Consider the following 22505-nt stretch of genomic DNA (forward strand, 5'->3'; position numbering starts at 1 on the left):
CTCGCCTCGATGAGGAGCCGACCGTATTGAGCCGCGGGGGACGGCGGAGGTGTACGGGGGAAAGTGGTGTTTTGGTGACCGGACCGTTTTCGGCACCGTCGGAGGGGCGGCCTGTTGCTTTCGGAACGGATCGCCGGGAGGGTGTTCCGGATCATGACTCGAACCGCGCTTCGAATCGTGATCCGGGTCACCGCCGGGTCAGACCCAGGTATCCAGCCACATCCGCGACCGCCAGTCGTCCATCGGGATCGGGGTGCCGGTGTACAGCGGCCAGAAGTAGACGAAGTTCCACGCGATCAGCAGCACCAGTACGCCCGCCGCCGTCGCCCCCGCGACCCGCCGGGTGTCGCCGCAGCCCGGCCGGCCCACGATCGCCCCCAGCAGCATCGCCACCGCCAGGCACAGGAACGGCACGAAGACGACGGCGTAGAAGAGGAAGATCGTGCGCTCCTGGTAGAAGAACCAGGGCAGATAACCGGCCATGACGCCGCAGGCGATGGCGCCCGCGCGCCAGTCGCGGCAAAAGGCCCAGCGCCACAGCACGTACAGCAGGGCGAAGACGCCCACCCACCACAGCAGCGGTGTGCCGAGCGCCAGCACCTCGCGGGCGCACTTCTGGCCCGCGTCGGCCGGGCAGCCGTCGGAACCGGCCGCCGGCGACTCGTAGAAGTAGGAGACCGGACGGCCCAGGACGATCCAGCTCCACGGGTTCGACTCGTAGGTGTGCGGCGACGTGAGGTGGGTGTGGAACTCCAGGACCTGCGACTCGTAGTGCCACAGGCTGCGCCACCAGTCCGGGAAGAGCCAGGACCAGGCGCTGTCCTTGCCGTCGTTCGCCGCCCAGTCGCGGTAGTAGCCGCCGGTGCCGTCGGCGGGGGAGAGGATCCAGCCCAGCCAGGACAGGACGTACGTGACGAGGGCGACCGGCACCGTCGACAGGAACGCCCAGCCCAGGTCGTGCCGCAGCACCGCCCGGTACGGCCGGTGGGCACCCGCGACGCGGCGGGCGCCGACGTCCCACAGCACGGCCATCACACAGAAGGCCGCCATGATGTACAGGCCGTTCCACTTGGTGGCCGCGGCCAGGCCCAGCATCAGCCCCGCCGCCAGCCGCCACGGACGCCACCCGAACCGGAACGTCTCGGCGAGGTGCGCGTCCGGCCGGACCCGGCCGTCGTCGTCCACCGGCAGCGCCGCGGCGAGTCTGCGGCGGGCCCAGTCGCGGTCGGCGACCAGGCAGCCGAAGGCCGCCAGCACGAAGAACATCAGCACGCTGTCCAGCAGCGCGGTGCGGCTCATCACGAAGTGCAGCCCGTCCACCGCCATCAGCGCGCCCGCCAGGCACCCCAGGAACGTGGAGCGGAACAGCCGCCGCCCGATCCGGCACAGCAGCAGCACCGACAGCGTGCCGAGCAGCGCCGTCATGAACCGCCAGCCGAACGGGTCGAACCCGAACAGCAGCTCGCCCAGCCCGATGACGTACTTGCCGACCGGGGGATGCACGACGTACGCCGCGTCCGTCGGGACCGGGACGTCGCCGCCCGAGTTCAGGATGAGGTCGTTGGCGTTCTTGTCCCAGTTGACCTCGAAACCGCGGCGGACCAGCGCCCAGGCGTCCTTGGCGTAGTACGTCTCGTCGAATATCACCGCCTTCGGGCTGCCCAGGTTCCAGAACCGCAGCACGCCCGCCAGCAGCGCCACCAGCAGCGGCCCGCCCCACGCCGACCAGCGCACGAGCCGGCCGGCGAGCGGCTTCGACAGGCCGAGGAAGACCCACAGGCGCGGACCGGGGCGCGTGTACGGCGGCACCAGCCGGTCGCGGACGTCGTCGGCCGCGGGCGGTGCCGTGTAGCCGAAGCGGCGCAGCCGCTGCTGCCAGGCCGGCCGCTGGTCGGACGGGGCCTGGTCGTGCAGGGTGTCCGTGGAGGACGCGGTACTGGTCACCGCGCCATCGTAGGGAACCGTACTGTGCGCGTCCCGCGCATGCCCCGGACCGGTCGGATGCGTCCCCGTCCGTCCGCCTTCGCAAGGGCGTCCGTCCGCGCCTTGGAGGATGCCCGTCCGCTCCTGGGAGGATGGGGGCGTGACTGGAACCCTTGTACTGGCGGGCACCCCCATCGGCGACGTCCGGGACGCCCCGCCGCGGCTCGCCGAGGAACTGGCCGGCGCGGACGTCGTCGCCGCCGAGGACACCCGGCGGCTGCGCCGGCTCACCCAGGCGCTCGGCGTCACGCCCCGCGGGCGCGTCGTGTCCTACTTCGAGGGCAACGAGTCCGCCCGTACGCCCGAGCTCGTCGAGGAGCTGGCGGGCGGCGCACGGGTGCTGCTCGTGACCGACGCCGGGATGCCGTCCGTGTCCGACCCCGGCTACCGGCTGGTCGCCGCCGCCGTCGAGCGGGACGTCCGGGTCACCGCCGTGCCCGGCCCGTCCGCCGTGCTCACCGCGCTCGCCCTGTCCGGGCTGCCGGTCGACCGCTTCTGCTTCGAGGGCTTCCTGCCGCGCAAGGCGGGCGAGAGGCTCTCCCGGCTGCGTGAGGTGGCCGGGGAGCGCCGGACCCTCGTCTACTTCGAGGCCCCGCACCGCCTCGACGACACCCTCACCGCCATGGCCGAGGTCTTCGGCGCCGACCGGCGGGCCGCCGTCTGCCGGGAGCTGACCAAGACCTACGAGGAGGTCAGGCGCGGTCCCCTCGGGGAACTCGCCGAGTGGGCCGCCGAGGGGGTGCGCGGCGAGATCACCGTCGTCGTCGAGGGCGCGCCGGAGACGGGGCCCGAGGAGGTCGGCGCCGAGGAGCTGGTGCGCAGGGTGCGGGTGCGCGAGGAGGCCGGGGAGCGGCGCAAGGAGGCGATCGCCGCCGTGGCCGCGCAGGTGGGCGTGCCCAAGCGGGAGGTGTTCGACGCGGTGGTGGCGGCGAAGAACGCGGGGGCCTGACCGAGGGGCCCTGACCGACGGTCAGGCCCTTCGACCAGACCTCTCGGTCAGGCCCCTCGGTCAGGTCCCTCGGAGGGGCCTGTACCGAGGGACCCGTATGGAGGGGCCTGATACGGCCGCGCTTGACCTGTTCCTGACTTTCGGTGCCCTTGCGCCAAGGGCGCCCCAAATCGGCTCAAACACTCGGCAGATCCGGTGCTTTCCCGTGGGCGGAGGAGTCCACTGGAGGAAGGGGCAGAAGGAACGGCCGGCCGACCGAAGGAGCCGGGATGAGCATGAGTGAGAGTGCCGCGCGGACCGGACTGCGCGCCGGTGCCACCGCCGTCGTACACGAGTCGTACTCCTTCGCCTGCATGCGCTGCGGGAACGGCTGGGAGCAGTCCTTCGAGATCGAGCACCACAAGGGCGCCGACGGCCACGAGTTCGTGCTCTACGTCGCGGACGGCCGCGTCGTGCCCTCCCCGCTGACCCGGCCGACCTGCGCCGACTGCGACAACCACGTCGTACGGATCCTGCGGCCCGGGCGTGTCGCCTCGGTGCGCGGCACCGCGCCCGGACAGCACCGGGTGCCGCCGGCCGGACCACTGGAGGTCCCGGTGGTGCCGGGCGCCCCGGGGACCCCGGCGCCCTCCGCGGAGCGCCGGCACCGGCACCTGGCCGGCCTCCTGCACGCCCTCCACCTCCACCGCCGGGCGAGCTGACCCCGGCCGGGGGCCCGCGGGACCTTTCGTAGGATCGGGGCATGCCTTCGAACGCCGCCCCGGGCCGGTCCGACAAGAACGACGCGCCCCCGCTCCCCGAACCCCTGCGGGTGCCGGTCGCCGACTCCCACACCCACCTCGACATGCAGTCGGGCACCGTGGAGGAGGGCCTCGCCAAGGCCGCGTCGGTCGGGGTCACCACGGTCGTCCAGGTCGGCTGCGACCTCGCGGGCTCCCGCTGGGCGGCCGAGACGGCGGCGGCGTACGACGCCGTGCACGCCACCGTCGCCCTGCACCCGAACGAGGCGCCGCGGATCGTGCACGGGGACCCCGAGGGCTGGTCGAGGCAGGGTGCCCGGCAGCCCGGCGGGGACGCGGCGCTCGACGACGCCCTCGCCGAGATCGACCGGCTGGCCGCGCTGCCCCAGGTCAAGGGCGTCGGCGAGACGGGCCTCGACCACTTCCGCACCGGCCCCGAGGGCAAGGAAGCCCAGGAGAGGTCGTTCCGCGCCCACATCGAGATCGCCAAGCGGCACGGCAAGGCCCTGGTCATCCACGACCGCGACGCCCACACCGACGTCCTGCGCGTCCTCGAGGAGGAGGGCGCCCCCGAACGCACCGTCTTCCACTGCTACTCGGGCGACGCGGAAATGGCCGAGATCTGCGCACGCGCCGGGTACTACATGTCCTTCGCCGGCAACGTCACCTTCAAGAACGCCCAGAACCTGCGCGACGCCCTCGCCGTGGCCCCGCTGGAGCTGGTCCTCGTGGAGACCGACGCGCCGTTCCTGACGCCGGTGCCCTACCGGGGGCGGCCCAACGCGCCCTACCTGATCCCGGTCACGGTGCGCGCCATGGCCGGCGTGCGGGGCGTCGACGAGGACACGCTGGCGACCGCCCTGGCGGCGAACACGGCCCGCGCCTTCGGCTACTGACGGACGGCCACCGAGGGAGACGGCCGACCGGACGGCCGCCGAAGCGGACAGTTCGCCACGCTGCGTAGTCACGTCGCTTTGGAGAGTGACTACCGCTCCGCTAGGTTCTGGGGGCCCGATCCGGACCCCTGGAGCGTGTCGGCGTGAGCAGAACACAGTTCGAGACCTTCGAGACCTTCGAGACCTCCGCGACCCACGAGATCGACGCGCCGTACGCGCCATACGCGCCATGCGCGCCGTACCCGCCGCACGACGTACACAGCGCGCCGACCCTGGCGTACGGCGACAGCTGCCCCGCGCCCGGTGACGGGCGGGCCGTACGCCGGCGGCGGGAGCGGTGCGCCGGGCGGGCGGACGGCCCCCTGCGCCGGCTGCTGCCGCGCGCGCTGGTCCTGGTGTTCCTCGCGGGCGGCACCACCGCCTTCGTCGCCAAGGACAAGGCGGTCGAGCTGACCGTCGACGGCACACCGCGCACGCTGCACACCTTCGCCGACGACGTGACCGAGCTGCTCGCGGAGGAGGGCGTCGAGGTGGGTACCCACGACGTGATCGTGCCCACCCCCGGCACCCCGCTGACCAGCGGCGAGGAGGTCGCCGTCCACTACGGGCGGCCCGTCCTGCTCACCCTCGACGGCCGCCGGCGCCAGGTGTGGACGACCGCGGAGACGGTGGAGGGGGCGTTGCGGGGGCTCGGCGTGCGCACCGAGGGCGCGTACCTGTCCACCGGGGGCTCCCGGCGCATCGGACGGGAGGGCCTCACCCTGGACGTGCGGACCGAGCGGGTGGTGACGGTCATGGCGGACGGCCGGGCCCGCACCGTCCGCACCAACGCGGCGACCGTCCGCGAGGCCGTCGAGGAGGCCGGGGTCACCCTGCGCGGCCAGGACACCACCTCCGTCCCGGCGACCGGCTTCCCCCGCGACGGGCAGACCGTCACGGTGCTGCGGATCACCGGCTCCGAGGAGGTCCGCGAGGACCCGGTCCCGTTCGCCGTGCGCCGCGTCGACGACTCCTCCCTCTACCGGGGCACCGAGGTCGTCCAGCAGGCGGGCCGGCCCGGACTGCGGCGGACCACGTACGCGCTGCGCACCGTCAACGGTGTCCGGGACAGGCCCCGCCTGCTGCGCACCGAGGTCGTGCGCGCACCCCGCCCGCAGATCGTGCTGGTCGGCACGCGTGCCCGGCCGAAGTCCGTGCGGGGCGCCGACCACCTGGACTGGCAGGGCCTGGCCGCGTGCGAGTCGGGCGGACGCCCGGACGCCGTCGACCCCTCGGGGACGTACGGGGGCCTCTACCAGTTCGACACGCACACCTGGCGCGGCCTCGGCGGCGAAGGACGTCCCGAGGACGCGCCGGCCGCCGAGCAGACGTACCGCGCGAAGAAGCTGTACGTACGCGGTGGCGCCGACTCCTGGCCGCACTGCGGGGCCCGCCTGAAGGGGTGACCGGCGACGTCCCCGGCGGCCCGGCGGCCCCGTCCTCCCGCGCCCCGGGCCGCCCCTCACCCGACCCCGGCCGCCCCCCGCCCGCCCCCGGCTACCCTTGCGGGGTGAGCAGCCCCACCCCCGACGCCCTCCTGGGCCCCGCCGACGTCCGCGAACTCGCGGCAGCCCTCGGCGTACGCCCCACCAAGCAGCGCGGCCAGAACTTCGTGATCGACGCGAACACGGTCCGCCGTATCGTCCGCACCGCCGAGGTACGCCCCGACGACGTGGTGGTCGAGGTGGGACCGGGTCTCGGCTCGCTCACCCTGGCCCTGCTGGAGGCCGCCGACCGGGTCACCGCCGTCGAGATCGACGACGTACTCGCCGGCGCCCTCCCCGCCACCGTCGCCGCCCGCATGCCCGAGCACACCGGCCGTTTCGCGCTGGTCCACTCCGACGCGATGCACGTGAGCGAGCTGCCGGGCCCCGCCCCGACCGCGCTGGTCGCCAACCTGCCGTACAACGTGGCCGTGCCCGTCCTCCTCCACATGCTCGAAACCTTCCCGACCATCGAGCGCACCCTCGTGATGGTGCAGGCCGAGGTCGCCGACCGGCTCGCCGCCGGGCCCGGCTCGAAGGTGTACGGCGTGCCGTCCGTGAAGGCCAACTGGTACGCCGAGGTCCGCCGGGCGGGTTCCATCGGCCGCAACGTCTTCTGGCCAGCGCCGAACGTCGACAGCGGGCTCGTGTCACTCGTCCGGCGGACCGAGCCGCTGAAGACCACCGCGTCCCGGCGTGAGGTCTTCGCCGTCGTCGACGCCGCGTTCGCCCAGCGCCGCAAGACCCTGCGGGCCGCCCTCGCCGGGTGGGCCGGCTCGGCCGCCGCCGCCGAGGCCGCCCTCGTCGCCGCGGGCGTGTCGCCGCAGGCGCGCGGAGAGGCGCTGACCGTGGAAGAGTTCGCGCGTATCGCCGAGCGTCGTACCGCCGAACCCGAACACGAGGAGTGACGAGCAAGTGAGCGTGACGGTCCGCGTCCCCGCCAAGGTCAACGTCCAGCTCGCGGTCGGCGCCGCGCGCCCCGACGGCTTCCACGACCTGGCCAACGTCTTCCTCGCCGTCTCCCTGTACGACGAGATCACCGCGACCCCGTCACCGGGCGGCCTGCGCGTCACCTGCGAGGGCCCAAACGCCGACCAGGTCCCCCTGGACCGGACCAACCTCGCCGCCCGCGCCGCACTCGCCCTCGCCGAGCGGTACGGGCGCAGCCCCGACGTGCACCTGCACATCGTCAAGGACATCCCCGTGGCCGGCGGTATGGCGGGCGGCAGCGCGGACGGCGCGGGCGCGCTGGTCGCCTGCGACGCCCTGTGGGGCACCGGCGCCTCGCGCGACGAGCTGCTCGCGATCTGCGCCGAACTGGGCAGTGACGTCCCCTTCAGCCTGGTCGGCGGCGCCGCTCTCGGCACCGGGCGGGGCGAGAAGCTGACGGAGCTCGAGGTCGGCGGCGACTTCCACTGGGTGTTCGCGCTGGCCTCGCGGGGGCTGTCCACACCGGCCGTCTTCCGCGAGTTCGACCGGCTGGGGGAGGGCCTGGACATTCCGGAGCCGGTCGCCGCCCAGCCCGTACTCGACGCCCTCGCCAAGGGCGACCCGGCCGCACTCGCCGTCGCCGTCACCAACGACCTCCAGCCGGCCGCGCTCTCCCTCTTCCCCGAGCTGTCCGACACCCTCGCGGCGGGGCGGGCGGCGGGCGCGCTGACGGCCCTGGTCTCGGGCTCGGGGCCGACGACGGCCTTCCTCGCCACCGACGCCAGGTCGGCGTCGGACATCGCCGGGGTGCTGCGGGCGTCGGGGACGTGCCGCGACGTGCGTACGGCGTCGGGGCCGGCGGTGGGGGCGACGGTGGTCTGAGGGATCCGGCTCAGAGCTGGTCGATGACGGTCAGGTCAATGTCGATGGAATAGGGCTTGTCGACCTTGATTCGTTCACGGTGCATGCCCACATGCACGTAAGCCTTGGTCATCGGATCGAGTTCGTAGACGTGGATGACGGGCCTGCCGCTGGTTCCGCCCTGTTCGACACGCCAGAAGTTCGCGATTCCCGCAGCTGCGTACTTCTGCGGCTTCGTAGTGCGGTCACGAGATTCCGAATCGGGGGAGACGACCTCGATGGCGAGGAGTACATCCTTTGCCTCATAGCTCGTCTGGCCCGGGCCGGTAATGGCGTCGGTCCGAATGACACTCACATCCGGTTCGGGGCCGTTGCGTCGATCGAGGATGATGGTCATCTCTCGTTTGACCCTGAAACCCGGCGGGACGAACTGCCGGAGGCCACTGACCAGAAGGTCGATCGCATCAGCGTGAAAAGCGCGCTGCGGACTCACGAAAACCAGGCTCCCGTCGATCAACTCGGTGTGCGGCGGGAGATCCGGCAGGGTGAACAGGTCGTCCACGGTGTAACCGTCCACGGGCGGCACCGGCCAGCGTGGGCGACGGTGCTCTACGGACTCGGCGGTCATGGTTCCTCCCATGGACGGGATCCTGCTGCCTGCTCCCCACCGTAGCCGGACGGTCCGACACGCGTCACCACACAGAGTGACGGCGCCCGTCCGCGTCGCCCCACCCCCCGAAGGGCCTACGCTTGAAGGCTGATCGTCCCCCAGGCAGGAGAGAAATGGCCGTCAACCTGGTCAATGTCGAGAACGTCAGCAAGGTGTACGGCACCCGTGCACTCCTCGACGGCGTGTCCCTCGGCGTCTCCGAAGGCGACCGCATCGGTGTCGTGGGCCGCAACGGCGACGGCAAGACGACCATGATCCGGATGCTCGCCAAGCTGGAGGAGCCGGACACCGGGCGCGTAACCCACTCCGGCGGACTGCGGCTCGGCGTCCTCACCCAGCACGACTCCCTCGACCCCGGGGCCACCGTCCGCCACGAGGTCATCGGCGACCTCGCCGACCACGAGTGGGCGGGCAACGCCAAGATCAGGGACGTACTGACGGGACTGTTCGGCGGGCTCGACATGCCGGGCTTCCCGCAGGGCCTGGACACCGTCATCGGGCCGCTCTCCGGTGGTGAGCGGCGCCGGATCGCGCTCGCCAAGCTGCTCATCGACGAACAGGACCTGATCGTCCTCGACGAGCCCACCAACCACCTCGACGTCGAGGGCATCGCCTGGCTCGCCCAGCACCTGCGCGAGCGGCGCTCCGCGCTCGTCTGCGTCACCCACGACCGCTGGTTCCTCGACCAGGTCTGCACCCGCATGTGGGACGTGCAGCGCGGCGACGTCTTCGAGTACGAGGGCGGCTACTCCGACTACGTCTTCGCCCGCGCCGAGCGTGAGCGCATCGCCGCGACCGAGGAGACCAAGCGGCAGAACCTGGTCCGCAAGGAGCTGGCCTGGCTGCGGCGCGGCGCCCCCGCGCGGACGTCCAAGCCGCGCTTCCGCGTCGAGGCCGCCAACGAGCTGATCGCGGACGTGCCGCCGCCCCGGGACAGCAGCGAGCTGATGAAGTTCGCGTCGTCACGGCTCGGCAAGACCGTGTTCGACCTGGAGGACGTGACCGTCCAGGCCGGTCCCAAGGTGCTGCTCAAGCACGTCACCTGGCAGCTCGGTCCCGGCGACCGCATCGGCCTGGTCGGCGTCAACGGCGCCGGCAAGACCTCCCTGCTGCGGGACCTCGCGAACGCCGCGTACAGCGACGGGGAGCAGCAGCCCGCGGGCGGGCAGGTCCGGGTCGGCAGGACCGTCAAGCTGGCCTACCTGTCCCAGGAGGTCGCCGAGCTCGACCCCACCTGGCGGGTGCTGGAGGCCGTGCAGCGCGTCCGTGAGCGCGTCGACCTCGGCAAGGGCCGCGAGATGACCGCCGGACAGCTGTGCGAGACGTTCGGCTTCGGCAAGGAGAAGCAGTGGACGCCGGTCGGTGACCTGTCCGGCGGTGAGCGGCGGCGGCTCCAGCTGCTCAGGCTCCTCATGGACGAGCCCAACGTCCTCTTCCTCGACGAGCCCACCAACGACCTCGACATCGAGACCCTGACCCAGCTGGAGGACGTGCTCGACGGCTGGCCCGGATCGATGATCGTCATCTCCCACGACCGGTTCTTCGTCGAGCGGACCACCGACCGGGTCTTCGCCCTGCTCGGCGACGGCGCGCTCAGGATGCTGCCGCGCGGCATCGACGAGTACCTGGAGCGGCGCCGGCGCATGGAGGAGGCGGCCGCGGCGAACTCACCGGCTCCGGCGGCGAAGCCGGCCGCCCAGGTGCCCGAGAAGAGCGCCGCCGACGTGCGCGCCGCCAAGAAGGAGCTGCAGAAGATCGAACGGCAGCTGGACAAGGTCTCCGAGAAGGAGACCAAGCTGCACGCGCGGATCGCCGAGAACGCCACCGACTTCGCGAAGGTGGCCGAACTCGACGCCGAGCTGCGCGAACTGGCGGGTCAGCGCGAGGAGCTGGAGATGCGCTGGCTGGAACTGGCCGAGGACGCCTGACCCTTCACATGCGGGGCGCGCGACGCGTGAAGGGGGCGTGCCGCGCTTTCCGGGGGGCTCCTCCAGGACCCCCCACCGCGTAACAGAGGCATCACGGGCCGGTCCTCCCTTGGGTACAGGGGTGGACGCGGCCCGGTGTACCGTCCTGCCCGGGTGATAGAAAGGCCGTCCGAGAACTGTCTGAGTGACTGCCGTTCGACGACCCGGAGGCCAGCGCGTACCTCGGGTCGTGGCTAGAAATCAGTAGCAATAAGGGGGAACGCGCTGATGAGCCAGCCGCCCAACCAACCGCCGCAGCCGGGTGGTTTCGGAGCACCGCAGGATCCACCGCCGGGAGGCTTCGGGGCGCCGGTCCCGCCGCCTGGGCAGGGCACGCCGTCCGGTCCGCCGCCGCAGCCGGGGTACGGCTACCCGCAGCAGCCGCCGCCGGGGCAGCCCGGTCAGCCGGGGCCGTACGCGCAGCCCGGCCCGTACAACTCCGGCCCGTACGCGCAGCCGCAGCAGCCGGGCCCGTACGGCCGGCAGCCCGGTTACGGCTATCCGCAGCCGCAGTTCCCGGGCGCGCCCGGCACCCCGCCGCCCGGTGGGCCCGGGTCCCGCAACCCGTTCAAGGGCAAGCCCGCCCTGGTCGTCGGCGCCGCGGTCGCGGCCCTGCTCGTCATCGGCGGCAGCGTGTGGGCGGTCACCGCGAACAGCGGCGACGACGAGGAGAAGAAGCCCGTCGCCGGCAAGAGCGACGACCCCAAGCCCTCCGGCTCCGGCGGCGCCCCGGTCGATACCGGCGACGGCCGCGGCGACGGCGGCGAGGACCCCGAGGACCTCAACGAGGGCCGCCAGGCCGGCGAGTCCAAGGTGCTCTGGTACAAGGAGGCGCCCGACGCCCCCGGTTCCGGCGCCGAGGCCCCCGGCATGTGGATCACCGACAAGACCGCGGTGAAGGCGGCGTACAAGCAGCTCGTCGCGTACAACGTCGGTGACGGCAAGCCCTCCTGGGACCCGATCACCTTCCCGGAGAAGATCTGCTCCGTCACCCCGGAGAAGACGGCCGCCGACAAGATCGTCGTCGCCTACATGAGCGGCTCCAGCGACCGCGCCAAGTGCAACCAGCTGCAGGAGATCGACCTCGCCACCGGAGCGAAGGGCTGGAAGGAGGAGGTCGAGGACGGCGAGCTCTTCGACACCACCCTCTCCGTCGAGCTGAACGTCAGCGGCAGCATCCTGATGGTCGGCCGCTCCCAGTCCGGCACCGCGTACGACGTCACCAGCGGCAAGAAGCTGTACGACAAGAAGCGGTACGGCGACGCGTGCTTCCCCGCCGGGTTCGCGAGCGGGCCGCGGACGATCGTCCAGGTCGCCTCCTGCGGCGCCGGCGGCAACAACGAGCACGACGAGATGCAGGGCCTCGACCCGAAGACCGGCAAGGTCCTGTGGACCTACAAGTACGAGAAGGGCTGGCGGGTCGAGCGCGCCTACTCCGTCGACCCGCTCGTCGTCTACGCCACCGACGGGGAGAAGAAGGTCTGGAACATCTCCACCTTCTCCCCCCAGGGCAAGGTCCTCGAACAGGTCGGCGTCAACGAGGACTTCGCCCCCGAGTGCGGCTGGGCCATCCTCGACCGCGACCTCCAGGGCTGTGCGGGCGTCGCCGTCGCCGCGGGCACGCTCTACCTGCCGACCGAGGCGACCAGCGGCGCGAACGAGATCGTCGCGATCGACCTCGCCACCGGCAAGGAGAAGTGGCGCGCGAAGTCCCCCGCGGACGAGTCGATGACGCCGATGAAGGTCGAGGGCGACCAGCTCATCGCCTATGTCCAGCCGTCCTACGACGCGGGCGGTCAGATCGTGTCGATCGCGACCGGCGGCAGCAGCCACGAGCCGGTCAAGCTGCTGCAGAACCCGCAGGGCGTGGCGGACATCGAGGGCAGCTTCTACTCCAAGGACATCGACTGGGCCGGCGGGCGGTTCTACATCTCCACCACCCGCCTGACCGGAAACGACGACTCGAAGGAGAAGTTGATGCTCGCCTTCGGCAAGTGACCTTCTTCGTCAGATCCGTCCGCTCCGGCCGCTCCGGCCTGCCGTTCCCGTCGTCTCCGCTCCCCGAGGTGCTCACGTCATGACCCAGCCGCCCCCGCCGCCCAACCAGCCCCCGCAGGGGGGAGGCTTCGGCCCGTCGCAGAACGGGCCGGCGCAGCCGCCCACCCCGCCCCCGGGCGGTGCGCCGAACCCCGGCCAGGCTCCCGGGCCGGGCTACGGCTACCCGCAGACGCCGCCGCAGGCGCCCGTGGCTGGGCCGACCCCGCCGGCGGGCGCGCCGCAGCCGGGGTACGGATACCCGCAGGCTCCGCCGCAGCCCCAGCCCGGGTACGGCTACCCCGGTCAGCAGCCCGGCCCCTACGGGCAGCCGCAGCAGCAGCCCGGCCCGTACGGGCAGCCGCAGCAGCCTGGGCCCTACGGGCAGCCGACGCCGCCGTACGGCCACCCGGGTCAGCCCGGTTACGGCTATCCGCAGGCGACCGTGCCGATGCAGGCCCAGGCCGGCGGGCCGGGTGGCGGCCGGAAGATCAACACGCAGATGGCGATCATCGTGTCCGCCGTCGTGGCGATCGCGCTGATCATCGGCGGCGGTGTCTGGTACGCGGGCTCCGCCGGCGACGACGGCGGCAAGGACGACACCGCGAGCTCCAGCGGCGGCAAGGGCGGCGAGGGCGGCGAGGGCGGCACGGACGAGAAGGGCGGCGAGGGCGGCACGTCCTCCGACAGCAAGGAGAAGGTGCCCGCCGACCCCGCCTCCAAGGTGCTCTTCCAGGTCCCGGCGCCCGCGGTGACCAAGGAGGACGACAGCGTCGTCGTCTCCGGCTCGTGGCTCACCGACACGGTGTACGCCAAGAGCGGCATCGCAGAGATCGTCGGCTACGAACCCGACAAGGGCAGCAAGAAGTGGACGGTCAAGCTGGCCGGGCCCGTCTGCACGGCCAGCAGGCACGTCACCGACGACAACAAGACGGTCATCGTCCACCAGCCGGCCATGCCGACCAAGGCGGAGCCCTCGCACGGCTGCACCCAGGTCGCGGTCATCGACCTGGACGCGGGCAAGGCACTGTGGACGAAGACCGCCGGTGACCAGCCGTACTCCTTCAACAACGTCACCATCAGCGGTGACACCGTCGCCGCCGGCAGCAACGACGGCGGCGTCGCCTGGGACATCGCCAAGGGCAACGTCCTGTGGTCCCCGAAGACGACCGACACCTGCCAGGATGCCGGTTACGGCGGCGGCGAGAAGCTGGTCGCGGTGCGCAGGTGCGGCTCGTACGACGCCCGGCAGCTGAAGATCCAGACCATCGACCCGAAGAACGGGAAGGTGATCTCCGAGTACGAGATGGCCAAGGGCATCGAGTACGCGAGCGTCGTGTCGACGAACCCGCTGGTCGTGGCCGCCGACGTCGGAGACTCCGCGGGTGACGGCAGCGGCATCTCGGACTTCTTCTCCATCGACAACAAGACCGGCAAGCTGCGCACCCGCATCTCGGCACCGGGCGATCAGTTCGCGGCCGACTGCGACGGCATCACGCAGGTCGAGCACTGCTCGGGGCTCGCGGTCGGCAACGACCGGCTCTACATCCCGACGGAGGAGCACGAGGCCGGCGGCGGCGAGTCGTACAGCCAGACCAACGAGGTCGTCGCCTTCGACCTGGCCACCGGGAAGCAGACCGGGCAGCGCGCCGACGCCGGCGTCGACTACACGATCACCCCGCTGCGCATGGACGGCGGCAACGTGATCGCCTACAAGCGTCCGCCGTACGACAAGGGCGGCCAGATCGTCAGCATCGACGGCGGGACGTTCAAGCAGACCAAGCTGCTGGAGAACCCGGCGACCGAGGCGGTGCGGGACGTGGAGACCAGCATGTCCCCGGAGTACGCCGAGATCCTCTACGCGCAGGGGCACCTGTACATGTCGGAGGTGTACGCCAGTGAGCCGCTCAGCCCCGACGACAAGGAGTACCTGGTGATCGCGTTCGGCACCAGCGGCTGAGGCCGCTCGGCGCTCCGCCGGTCCCCCGCGGCCCCGTCCCTGTTCAGGGGCGGGGCCGTATTGCGGGGGATTTCGGCGATCCGGGGCAGTTATCACCGGTAGGGGCAGCGCGACGTCGAACTAGCGTGTAGCTTCCGGGGGCATGGAGGGCGGGGCCGGGGCGGGCCGCGGGCGGGGAGCCGTGGGCCTTCGCAGGCCGTGCCGGGGGACTGGGTGACTGGGGGGTTGCTCCATGGGAGTACGGCTCATGGTGGTCGACGATCACCGATTGCTCGCCGAGGCGCTTGCCTCGGCGCTGAAGCTGCGGGGGCACCGGGTGCTCGCCGCGGCGGCGCCGGCCGCGGGTGCGGCGGAGCTGGTGATCAGCCGGGCGCCGGAGGTGTGCCTGCTGGGGACGGCGACACCGGCCGAGCCGGGGATGTTCGACCCGGTGGTGCGGATCAAGCGGGAGCGTCCGCAGGTGGCGGTGCTGGTGCTGGGGCCGGTGCCGAGCCCTCGCGGGATCGCGGCGGCGTTCGCGGCGGGCGCCTCGGGGTATGTCCGGCACGACGAGCGGATCGAAGGTGTCGAGCGGGCGATCATCAAGGCGCGGGCCGGGGAGGCGGCGGTGGCGCCGTCACTGTTGCAGGGGGCCTTCGGCGAGCTGCTGAACCCCGCGGCCCAGCCCGACGACGAGGGGCAGCGGCTGCTGCAGATGCTCACGCCGCGGGAGGTGGAGGTGCTGGTCCGGGTCGCCGAGGGTGAGGACACCCGCCTGATCGCGGCGGGCATGGGGATCGCCCCGTCCACGGCGCGTACGCACGTCCAGCGCGTGCTGATGAAGCTGGGGGTGGGCTCCCGCCTGGAGGCGGCGGCACTGGCCGCCCGGACGGGGCTGCTGGACCGGGCGGGCGCGTCCGGGGGGTGAGCGGACCCCGTGTCCGCGCCGCGTCCCGGACCCCGCGCCCGTGTCCGCACCGCGCCGGGTGCCCACGCGAGCGCGGGGCACCCGGCGCCGGCGTCAGTCCCGCGGTGCCTCCTCGGCGGTGGGCGGCGGCGGAGCCGTGGGCCGCAGCTTCAGCCATGCCAGGAAGAACAGCCCCAGCACCAGCATCCCCAGCCCGGTCCAGAGGTTGATGTTCACCCCCTGTGCCTTGTCGATGTCGTCGTCGGACGCCACGAAGCCCGCGATCGTCACGATGACGCCGTAGACCACGAACAGGCCGCCGATGATCCGCCGGATGTCGAACAGCCGTGCGGCCGTGACGGACTTGGTCTCCAGCTCGGAGACCTCGTCGTGGACGTTCTTCTCGGAGTAGGAATCAGACATGCTCTCTCAATCCTCCCGCGATCAGAACGAGAACGGGATGTAGCAGGCGGCGGCCAGGACGACCGCCCCCCAGCCCAGCAGTGCCGGCTTGCGGTACCACGCGTCGTCGCCCTCGGCGGGCGCCTCGGACATGCCGGGGGAGGTGGTGCCGTAGACCAGGCCCTGCAGTTCGGCGACCGGCTTCGGCTTGGTGAACAGGGACACGGCGACCATGACCACCGCGCCGGCGACGAAGCCCGCGATCGCGGAGACGAAGTTGGCGCCCTGGTCGGAGGGGATGTCGATGATGCCCTGCTTGTAGATGACGAAGTAGTTCACCATCGCGGCGGTGGTGCCCGCGATCAGGCCCCAGAAGCCGGACTTCATGGACGCCCGCTTCCAGAACATGCCGATGATGAAGACCACGAACATCGGCACGTTGAAGAAGGAGAACAGCGTCTGGAGGTAGCTCATGATGTTCGAGAACGACGACGCCAGGAAGGCCGTGCCGATCGAGGCCAGCACGCCGATCACGGTGATCAGGCGGCCGAACCGCACGTAGTAGTCGTCCTCGCGGTCCTTCACGACGTACTTCGCCCAGATGTCGGTGGTGAAGACCGTGTTGAAGGAGGAGATGTTCGCGGCCATGCCCGCCATGAAGGCGGCCAGCAGGCCGGTCACCGCGATGCCGAGGACGCCGTTGGGCAGCAGTTGCTGCATCAGGTACGGGATCGCGTCGTTGTACTGGAGGTCCGAGCCGGGCGTGCCGATCTTCGGGACGAGGACGGCGGCGACCAGGCCCGGGATCATCACCACGAAGACGATGAAGATCTTCGGGAAGGCGGCGATCAGCGGTGTGCGCTGGGCCGCCGAGAGGTTCTTCGCCGACAGGGCGCGCTGCACCTCGGCGAAGTTCGTCGTCCAGTAGCCGAAGGAGAGGACGAAGCCGAGGCCGAGCACGATGGTCAGCCAGTTGGCACCGAGCGGGTTGTCGCTGCCGATGCCCGTGCCGCCCCACGAGGTCATGAAGTCGGCCCCGCGGGTCTGGGTGAGGGAGTCGGACAGGCCGTCCCAGCCGCCGACCTTCTTCAGGCCCAGGACGGTGATCGGGATGAGGCCCGCCAGGATCACGAAGAACTGGAGGACCTCGTTGTAGATCGCCGAGGACAGGCCGCCCAGGGTGATGTACGCCAGGACGAAGAAACCGGCGACCACGATGGCCACCCACTGGGGCCAGCCCAGCAGTGCCTCGACGACGATCGCGAGGGCGTAGAGGTTCACCCCGGCGATCAGGATGGCGGCGACGGCGAACAGGGCCGAGCTCAGCAGGTGTGACGCCTTGTCGAAGCGCAGGAGGAGGAACTCCGGGACCGAGCGGACCTTCGAGCCGTAGTAGAACGGCATCATCACCAGGCCGAGGAAGACCATCGCCGGGATGGCGCCGATCCAGTACCAGTGGGTGGTGTAGACGCCGTACTGGGCGCTGTTGGCGGCCATGCCGAGGATCTCGGTGGCGCCCAGGTTGGCCGCGACGAACGCGAGGCCGGTGACCCAGGCGGGCAGCGAGCGGCCGGACAGGAAGAAGTCCAGGCTGGTCTTGACCGAACGCCGGGCGGCGAAGCCGATGCCGAGCACGACGACGAAGTAGATCCCGAGGATCGAGTAGTCGAGCCAGTTGGTGGGGAGTCGAAGCTCCGCGGCTAGATATGTGGGGGTATGCATGCGAACTCGCTTCGTTGCGCGAACTGATCCCAGCGGAACCTACGCCTCCGCGTTCAGTAATTGAACACTTCGGGTGATGTTCTTTGTTTGATTGTGATGATCGGCGTGGCTGGTGAGTTGTGATGTGTTATGTTTGATTGTGTTGGAGTGATTGCGTGCGGATGCAGGTGTAGAGGAGTCCGGCAGTGAAGAAGACCTCGACCCGGCTGGCCGACGGTCGCGAGCTCGTCTACTACGACCTGCGCGACGACACCGTGCGGGAGGCCGTCGACCGCCGTCCGCTGGAGCGGACCGTCACCACCTCCGAGGTCCGCCGCGACCCGCTGCTCGGTGACTCGGTCGCCGTCGCCTCGCACCGCCAGGGCCGCACCTACCATCCGCCGGCCGACGAATGCCCCCTGTGCCCCTCGCAGGGCGAGCGGCTGAGCGAGATCCCGGACACGTCGTACGACGTGGTGGTCTTCGAGAACCGCTTCCCCTCGCTGGCCGGGGACTCCGGCCGCTGCGAGGTCGTCTGCTTCACCTCCGACCACAACGCCGCCTTCGCCGACCTGAGCGAGGAGCAGGCCCGCCTGGTGCTGGACGCCTGGACGGACCGCACGGCGGAGCTGTCGCATCTGCCCTCCGTGGAACAGGTGTTCTGCTTCGAGAACCGGGGTGCCGAGATCGGTGTGACGCTGGGTCACCCGCACGGGCAGATCTACGCCTACCCCTTCACCACCCCCCGCACCGCCCTGATGCTCCGCTCACTCGCCGCGCACAAGGAGGCGACCGGCGGGGAGAACCTGTTCGACGCCGTCCTGGCCGAGGAGCTGGCCGGTGAGCGGGTCGTCCTGGAGAGTGAGCACTGGGCCGCCTTCGTGCCGTACTCCGCGCACTGGCCGTACGAGGTGCACCTCTACCCCAAGCGCCGGGTGCCCGACCTGCTCGGGCTCGACGAGGCGGCCCGCACAGAGTTCCCCCAGGTCTATCTGGAACTCTTGAGGCGCTTCGACCGGATCTTCGGCACCGGTGAGCCTCCGACGCCGTACATCGCGGCCTGGCACCAGGCCCCGTTCGGGCAGCTGGAGGAGTTCGAGGGTGTGACGCGGGACGACTTCGCGCTGCACCTCGAGCTTTTCACCATTCGCCGTACATCGGGCAAGCTGAAGTTCCTCGCGGGCTCCGAGTCCGGCATGAACGTGTTCATCAACGACGTGCCCCCGGAGCGCGCGGCCGAGCGACTGCGAGAGGTAGCGAGTTCATGAGCGGGAAGTACCTGGTGACGGGCGGGGCCGGTTACGTCGGCAGCGTGGTCGCCCAGCATCTGCTGGAGGCCGGCCACGAGGTCGTCGTCCTCGACAACCTCTCGACGGGTTTCCGTGAGGGGGTACCGGCGGGTGCCTCGTTCATCGAGGGCGACATCCGCGACGCCGCCAAGTGGCTGGACCCGTCGTACGACGGCGTCCTCCACTTCGCCGCCTTCTCACAGGTCGGCGAATCGGTCGTGAAGCCCGAGAAGTACTGGGACAACAACGTCGGCGGCACCATGGCCCTGCTGGAGGCGATGCGCACGGCGGGCGTGACCCGCCTCGTCTTCTCCTCCACGGCCGCCACCTACGGCGAGCCGGACGAGGTCCCCATCGTCGAGACCGCGCCGACGAAGCCCACCAACCCGTACGGTGCCTCCAAGCTCGCCGTCGACCACATGATCACCGGCGAGGCGGCGGCCCACGGCCTGGGCGCGGTCTCGCTGCGCTACTTCAACGTCGCGGGCGCCTACGGCGCGTACGGCGAGCGCCACGACCCCGAGTCCCACCTCATCCCGCTGGTCCTCCAGGTGGCGCAGGGCAGGCGCGAGGCGATCTCCGTCTTCGGCGACGACTACCCGACGCCGGACGGCACCTGCGTCCGCGACTACATCCACGTCGCCGACCTGGCCGACGCCCACCTGCTCGCCCTGGACGCGGCCGCCCCCGGCGAGCACCTCATCTGCAACCTGGGCAACGGCAACGGCTTCTCCGTCCGCGAGGTCGTCGAGACCGTCCGCCAGGTCACCGGCCACCCGATCCCCGAGGTCGTGGCCCCCCGCCGGGGCGGCGACCCGGCGGTCCTGGTCGCCTCGGCGGACACGGCCCGCGAGAAACTGGGCTGGAACCCGTCGCGCGCCGACCTCGCGGGGATCGTGGCGGACGCGTGGGAGTTCGCGCAGCAGCGCGCGAAGTAGACCGTAGGTACGGAAAGGGCGAGGGGTCAGGGCATGGGCGAGGCTGTCGCGAAGGACGCCGCAGGAGCTGTCGGCGAGCGGTTCCGGGAACTGTACGGGGCGGACCCCGAGGGGGTGTGGGCGGCGCCCGGCCGGGTCAACCTCATCGGCGAGCACACCGACTACAACGACGGCTTCGTCATGCCGTTCGCCCTGCCGCACACCGCCGTCGCGGCGGTCTCCCGGCGCGACGACGGCATCCTGCGCCTGCACTCGGCGGACATCGGGGCCGGCCCCGTCGAGCTGCGCGTCGCCGACCTGACCCCCGAGTCGGACAAGTCGTGGACCGCGTACCCCTCGGGCGTCGTCTGGGCGCTGCGCGAGGCGGGCCACGAGCTGACCGGCGCCGACATCCACCTCGCCTCCACGGTCCCGTCGGGCGCGGGCCTCTCCTCCTCGGCCGCCCTGGAGATCGTCGTCGCCCTCGCCCTGAACGACCTGTACTCCCTCGGCCTGCGCGGCTGGCAGCTGGCCCGCCTCTGCCAGCGCGCCGAGAACGTCTACGTCGGCGCCCCCGTCGGCATCATGGACCAGACCGCCTCCGCCTGCTGCGAGGCCGGGCACGCCCTCTTCCTCGACACCCGCGACCTCTCCCAGCGCCAGATCCCCTTCGACCTGGCCGCCGAGGGCATGCGCCTCCTCGTCGTCGACACCCAGGTCAAGCACTCCCACAGCGAGGGCGAGTACGGCAAACGCCGCGCGGGCTGCGAGAAGGGCGCCGCCCTGCTGGGCGTGAACGCACTGCGCGACGTGGCGTACGAGGAACTCGACGCGGCCCTGGAGCGCCTGGCCGACGACGAGGAGGTACGCCGCCTGGTCCGGCACGTCGTCACGGAGGACGAGCGCGTCGAACGCGTCGTGTCCCTGCTGGAGTCCGGCGACACCCGCGCCATCGGCCCCGTCCTCGTCGAGGGCCACACCTCCCTCCGCGACGACTTCCGCATCTCCTGCCCCGAACTCGACCTGGTCGTCGACACCGCCCTCGCCTCCGGCGCCCTCGGCGCCCGCATGACCGGCGGCGGCTTCGGCGGCTCGGCGATCGTCCTGGCGGAGGCCGCCGACGTGGACGCCATCACCACGGCGGTGGAGGAGGCCTTCGCTTCGGCGGGCTTCACCGCGCCCCGGGTCTTCGAGGCGGTGCCTTCGGCGGGGGCGCGGCGGTTGGCCTGACGCCACGGGCGCGGCACCGGAGTTCGGTGCCGCGCCCACGGACGCCCTGCTCATCGCCCGGTCCCGGGGGCTCGCCTCGGCGGAAGCGAGCGGGTCCCGGCGGATGCGGCCCCTTTGGCGCCTCGCGCGTACGGCGGTCGCTTCGTGTTGCCCTGTACCAGCTGATCGTCACCCCTTGTGATGACGATCAGCGGAACCGGCGGCTACCGTGGACGGGCTGGCCGAGAATCCCGTCCATGGGAGGAACCATGACCGCCGAGCCCCTCGCCGAGTCGAACGCCACGCCCGGCTGCCGCTGGCCGGTGCCGCCCCGGGACGGGTACACCGTGGACGACCTGTTCACGCTGCCCGACCTCCCGCCGCACACCGAGCTGATCGACGGGAGCCTGGTTTTCGTGAGTCCGCAGCGGTACTTCCACAGCACCATGATCGATCTGCTGATGGCCGGTCTGCGCCGTACGGCGCCCAGAAGCAGGAAGGTCGTCCGGGAGATGACCATCGTCCTGGACCGCCGCAACGGCCCCGAACCCGACATCACCGTCGTCCGCGCCGACGCCGTCACCGGCAGGGACCAGACCCGCTTCCAGGCCGCCGACGTGCTGCTCGCCGTCGAGGTCGTCTCCCCGGACTCCGAATCCCGCGACCGCGACACCAAGCCGCACAAGTACGCTGCCGCGGGCATCCCGCACTTCTGGCTGGTCGAGACGGGCGGCGGTGCCGGCAAGCACCCGGTGGTCCGGGTCTACGAACTCGACCCCGTCTCCAAGACGTACGACCTGACCGGCACCCATCGCGAGCTGCTCAAGCTCGGCGTGCCGTACGACATCGACGTCGACATCACCTCGGACGCGCTCGACGAGTTCTGAACACCTCAGACCGACTGTCGGCCCAGCCGCTTGGTCAGCGTGTACTCCGTGACCCCCGGCGGATAGTCGGGGATCACGCACACCACGTCGTATCCGTGTCCCGTGTAGAAGGACGGTGCCTGGAAGTCCCAGGTCTCCACGCGGGACGCCGTGCAGCCCCGCTCCTCGCGAGCGCCTCGCTCCGCCTCCGCCAGCAGGGCCGATCCCAGGCCCGCGCCCCGGCACCGGTCGTCCACCCACAGGTACGTCACGTGCAGCCAGGTCGCCCAGGTGTGGCCGACCAGGCCGCCCGCCAGGCCGCCGGTCTCGTCCAGCACCCAGACGTGCAGCGGGAATTCGCGTTCGTGAGGGGTTCCGCGCAGCGAACGCAGGACGGGGGAGGCCGCCGTGTTCGTCTCCCGCAGGCGGGTGCGCAGCAGATCACGCCGTGCTTTGTCGACTTCTGTCACAAGACGAAACATGCGGCTCACCATAAACGCGCCGGGCTGTCAGTTCTGCAAATAGCCTTCCGCTCCCGGCGCCCGCCCGTACTCTGATGAGCAGCACCGGTGGGGGCCGGTGCCGTTCAGGGGGCGAGACAGCCGGGTACGGCGCCCGGGGCGGGGGTAGCGGTTACTGCACGGCGGCGGCCGTGCGGCTGCGGCGCCCTGTCCCGGAGTACCGAGTGCACAGTCGGATACGGGGCTTCGGGCGTCGTACCC

19 protein-coding genes are annotated in these 22505 nt (G+C 71.5%); 14 read left to right on the forward strand and 5 right to left on the reverse strand.

Features of this window, described 5'->3' with window-relative positions; genetic code table 11:
• Positions 1–198 precede the first annotated feature (198 nt).
• Positions 199–1944 carry a dolichyl-phosphate-mannose--protein mannosyltransferase gene (locus ACH4F2_RS17640; protein WP_398133601.1) on the reverse strand — a complete coding sequence of 582 codons (1746 nt, stop codon included), beginning with the start codon at positions 1942–1944 and terminating at the stop codon, positions 199–201.
• 139 nt (positions 1945–2083) lie between these two features.
• On the opposite strand from ACH4F2_RS17640, the gene rsmI reads away from it, so the two are divergent.
• The 6 genes from rsmI to ACH4F2_RS17670 all read left to right on the forward strand — a co-directional run bounded on the left by rsmI (position 2084) and on the right by ACH4F2_RS17670 (position 7903).
• Positions 2084–2932 (forward strand): 16S rRNA (cytidine(1402)-2'-O)-methyltransferase, encoded by an 849-nt coding sequence (rsmI, locus tag ACH4F2_RS17645; RefSeq protein WP_398133602.1) that lies wholly within the window; start codon positions 2084–2086, stop codon positions 2930–2932.
• A gap of 275 nt (positions 2933–3207) precedes the next feature.
• Entirely contained in the window at positions 3208–3633 is a 426-nt protein-coding gene (locus ACH4F2_RS17650; RefSeq protein ID WP_398133603.1) for a hypothetical protein, read from the forward strand.
• A 41-nt stretch (positions 3634–3674) separates the two neighbouring features.
• On the forward strand, positions 3675–4568 hold the full coding sequence (locus tag ACH4F2_RS17655) for a TatD family hydrolase (RefSeq protein ID WP_398133604.1): 894 nt from the start codon (positions 3675–3677) through the stop codon (positions 4566–4568).
• A gap of 143 nt (positions 4569–4711) precedes the next feature.
• The gene (locus tag ACH4F2_RS17660; RefSeq protein ID WP_398133605.1) at positions 4712–6013 is read left to right on the forward strand and encodes a ubiquitin-like domain-containing protein; all 1302 of its coding nucleotides are present in this window, start codon (positions 4712–4714) and stop codon (positions 6011–6013) included.
• A gap of 104 nt (positions 6014–6117) precedes the next feature.
• On the forward strand, positions 6118–6999 hold the full coding sequence (rsmA, locus tag ACH4F2_RS17665; RefSeq protein WP_398133606.1) for a 16S rRNA (adenine(1518)-N(6)/adenine(1519)-N(6))-dimethyltransferase RsmA: 882 nt from the start codon (positions 6118–6120) through the stop codon (positions 6997–6999).
• A 7-nt stretch (positions 7000–7006) separates the two neighbouring features.
• The gene (locus ACH4F2_RS17670) at positions 7007–7903 is read left to right on the forward strand and encodes a 4-(cytidine 5'-diphospho)-2-C-methyl-D-erythritol kinase (protein WP_398133607.1); all 897 of its coding nucleotides are present in this window, start codon (positions 7007–7009) and stop codon (positions 7901–7903) included.
• Positions 7904–7913: 10 nt separating this feature from the next.
• Here the strand turns inward: ACH4F2_RS17670 and ACH4F2_RS17675 are convergent, their stop codons facing one another.
• Positions 7914–8510, reverse strand: a complete 597-nt coding sequence (locus tag ACH4F2_RS17675; RefSeq protein ID WP_398133608.1) for a Uma2 family endonuclease — start codon at positions 8508–8510, stop codon at positions 7914–7916.
• Between the two features lie 155 nt (positions 8511–8665).
• Here ACH4F2_RS17675 and ACH4F2_RS17680 point away from each other — a divergent pair, with 155 nt between their 5' ends.
• The 4 genes from ACH4F2_RS17680 to ACH4F2_RS17695 all read left to right on the forward strand — a co-directional run bounded on the left by ACH4F2_RS17680 (position 8666) and on the right by ACH4F2_RS17695 (position 15420).
• On the forward strand, positions 8666–10480 hold the full coding sequence (locus ACH4F2_RS17680) for an ABC-F family ATP-binding cassette domain-containing protein (protein WP_398133609.1): 1815 nt from the start codon (positions 8666–8668) through the stop codon (positions 10478–10480).
• Between the two features lie 267 nt (positions 10481–10747).
• The gene (locus ACH4F2_RS17685) at positions 10748–12517 is read left to right on the forward strand and encodes a PQQ-binding-like beta-propeller repeat protein (protein ID WP_398133610.1); all 1770 of its coding nucleotides are present in this window, start codon (positions 10748–10750) and stop codon (positions 12515–12517) included.
• Between the two features lie 79 nt (positions 12518–12596).
• Positions 12597–14513: a PQQ-binding-like beta-propeller repeat protein gene (locus ACH4F2_RS17690; RefSeq protein WP_398133611.1), complete on the forward strand. Its 1917-nt coding sequence runs from the start codon at positions 12597–12599 to the stop codon at positions 14511–14513.
• Positions 14514–14745: 232 nt separating this feature from the next.
• Entirely contained in the window at positions 14746–15420 is a 675-nt protein-coding gene (locus tag ACH4F2_RS17695) for a LuxR C-terminal-related transcriptional regulator (RefSeq protein ID WP_398133612.1), read from the forward strand.
• Between the two features lie 93 nt (positions 15421–15513).
• On the opposite strand, the gene ACH4F2_RS17700 is transcribed toward ACH4F2_RS17695, so the two are convergent.
• Entirely contained in the window at positions 15514–15822 is a 309-nt protein-coding gene (locus ACH4F2_RS17700) for a hypothetical protein (RefSeq protein ID WP_398133613.1), read from the reverse strand.
• A gap of 21 nt (positions 15823–15843) precedes the next feature.
• Positions 15844–17523: a sodium:solute symporter family protein gene (locus ACH4F2_RS17705; protein WP_398133614.1), complete on the reverse strand. Its 1680-nt coding sequence runs from the start codon at positions 17521–17523 to the stop codon at positions 15844–15846.
• A 185-nt stretch (positions 17524–17708) separates the two neighbouring features.
• On the opposite strand from ACH4F2_RS17705, the gene galT reads away from it, so the two are divergent.
• From galT to ACH4F2_RS17725, 4 genes are all read left to right on the forward strand, one after another.
• Positions 17709–18770 (forward strand): galactose-1-phosphate uridylyltransferase, encoded by a 1062-nt coding sequence (galT, locus tag ACH4F2_RS17710; RefSeq protein ID WP_398133615.1) that lies wholly within the window; start codon positions 17709–17711, stop codon positions 18768–18770.
• The gene (gene galE, locus ACH4F2_RS17715; RefSeq protein WP_398133616.1) at positions 18767–19729 is read left to right on the forward strand and encodes a UDP-glucose 4-epimerase GalE; all 963 of its coding nucleotides are present in this window, start codon (positions 18767–18769) and stop codon (positions 19727–19729) included. Before galT ends, galE begins: the two co-directional genes overlap by 4 nt.
• Positions 19730–19762: 33 nt before the next feature.
• Positions 19763–20938 carry a galactokinase gene (gene galK / locus ACH4F2_RS17720; RefSeq protein ID WP_398133617.1) on the forward strand — a complete coding sequence of 392 codons (1176 nt, stop codon included), beginning with the start codon at positions 19763–19765 and terminating at the stop codon, positions 20936–20938.
• A gap of 248 nt (positions 20939–21186) precedes the next feature.
• Positions 21187–21804 carry a Uma2 family endonuclease gene (locus ACH4F2_RS17725; protein ID WP_398133725.1) on the forward strand — a complete coding sequence of 206 codons (618 nt, stop codon included), beginning with the start codon at positions 21187–21189 and terminating at the stop codon, positions 21802–21804.
• Between the two features lie 5 nt (positions 21805–21809).
• Here ACH4F2_RS17725 and ACH4F2_RS17730 read toward each other — a convergent pair whose 3' ends face one another.
• Positions 21810–22277 carry a GNAT family N-acetyltransferase gene (locus tag ACH4F2_RS17730; RefSeq protein WP_398133618.1) on the reverse strand — a complete coding sequence of 156 codons (468 nt, stop codon included), beginning with the start codon at positions 22275–22277 and terminating at the stop codon, positions 21810–21812.
• Positions 22278–22505 lie beyond the last annotated feature (228 nt).

The organism is Streptomyces sp. NPDC017890 (genome assembly GCF_044328675.1).
GTDB lineage: Bacteria > Actinomycetota > Actinomycetes > Streptomycetales > Streptomycetaceae > Streptomyces.

Bases quoted from the DNA above. Each gene is read 5' to 3' on its own strand.
- ACH4F2_RS17650 (WP_398133603.1), top strand. From the start codon at position 3,208: ATGAGTGAGAGTGCCGCGCGGACCGGACTGCGCGCCGGTGCCACCGCC.
- ACH4F2_RS17655 (WP_398133604.1), top strand. From the start codon at position 3,675: ATGCCTTCGAACGCCGCCCCGGGCCGGTCCGACAAGAACGACGCGCCC.
- ACH4F2_RS17675 (WP_398133608.1), bottom strand. From the start codon at position 8,510: ATGACCGCCGAGTCCGTAGAGCACCGTCGCCCACGCTGGCCGGTGCCG.
- ACH4F2_RS17680 (WP_398133609.1), top strand. From the start codon at position 8,666: ATGGCCGTCAACCTGGTCAATGTCGAGAACGTCAGCAAGGTGTACGGC.
- ACH4F2_RS17685 (WP_398133610.1), top strand. From the start codon at position 10,748: ATGAGCCAGCCGCCCAACCAACCGCCGCAGCCGGGTGGTTTCGGAGCA.
- ACH4F2_RS17690 (WP_398133611.1), top strand. From the start codon at position 12,597: ATGACCCAGCCGCCCCCGCCGCCCAACCAGCCCCCGCAGGGGGGAGGC.
- ACH4F2_RS17695 (WP_398133612.1), top strand. From the start codon at position 14,746: ATGGGAGTACGGCTCATGGTGGTCGACGATCACCGATTGCTCGCCGAG.
- ACH4F2_RS17700 (WP_398133613.1), bottom strand. From the start codon at position 15,822: ATGTCTGATTCCTACTCCGAGAAGAACGTCCACGACGAGGTCTCCGAG.
- ACH4F2_RS17705 (WP_398133614.1), bottom strand. From the start codon at position 17,523: ATGCATACCCCCACATATCTAGCCGCGGAGCTTCGACTCCCCACCAAC.
- galE (WP_398133616.1), top strand. From the start codon at position 18,767: ATGAGCGGGAAGTACCTGGTGACGGGCGGGGCCGGTTACGTCGGCAGC.
- galK (WP_398133617.1), top strand. From the start codon at position 19,763: ATGGGCGAGGCTGTCGCGAAGGACGCCGCAGGAGCTGTCGGCGAGCGG.
- ACH4F2_RS17725 (WP_398133725.1), top strand. From the start codon at position 21,187: ATGACCGCCGAGCCCCTCGCCGAGTCGAACGCCACGCCCGGCTGCCGC.
- ACH4F2_RS17730 (WP_398133618.1), bottom strand. From the start codon at position 22,277: ATGGTGAGCCGCATGTTTCGTCTTGTGACAGAAGTCGACAAAGCACGG.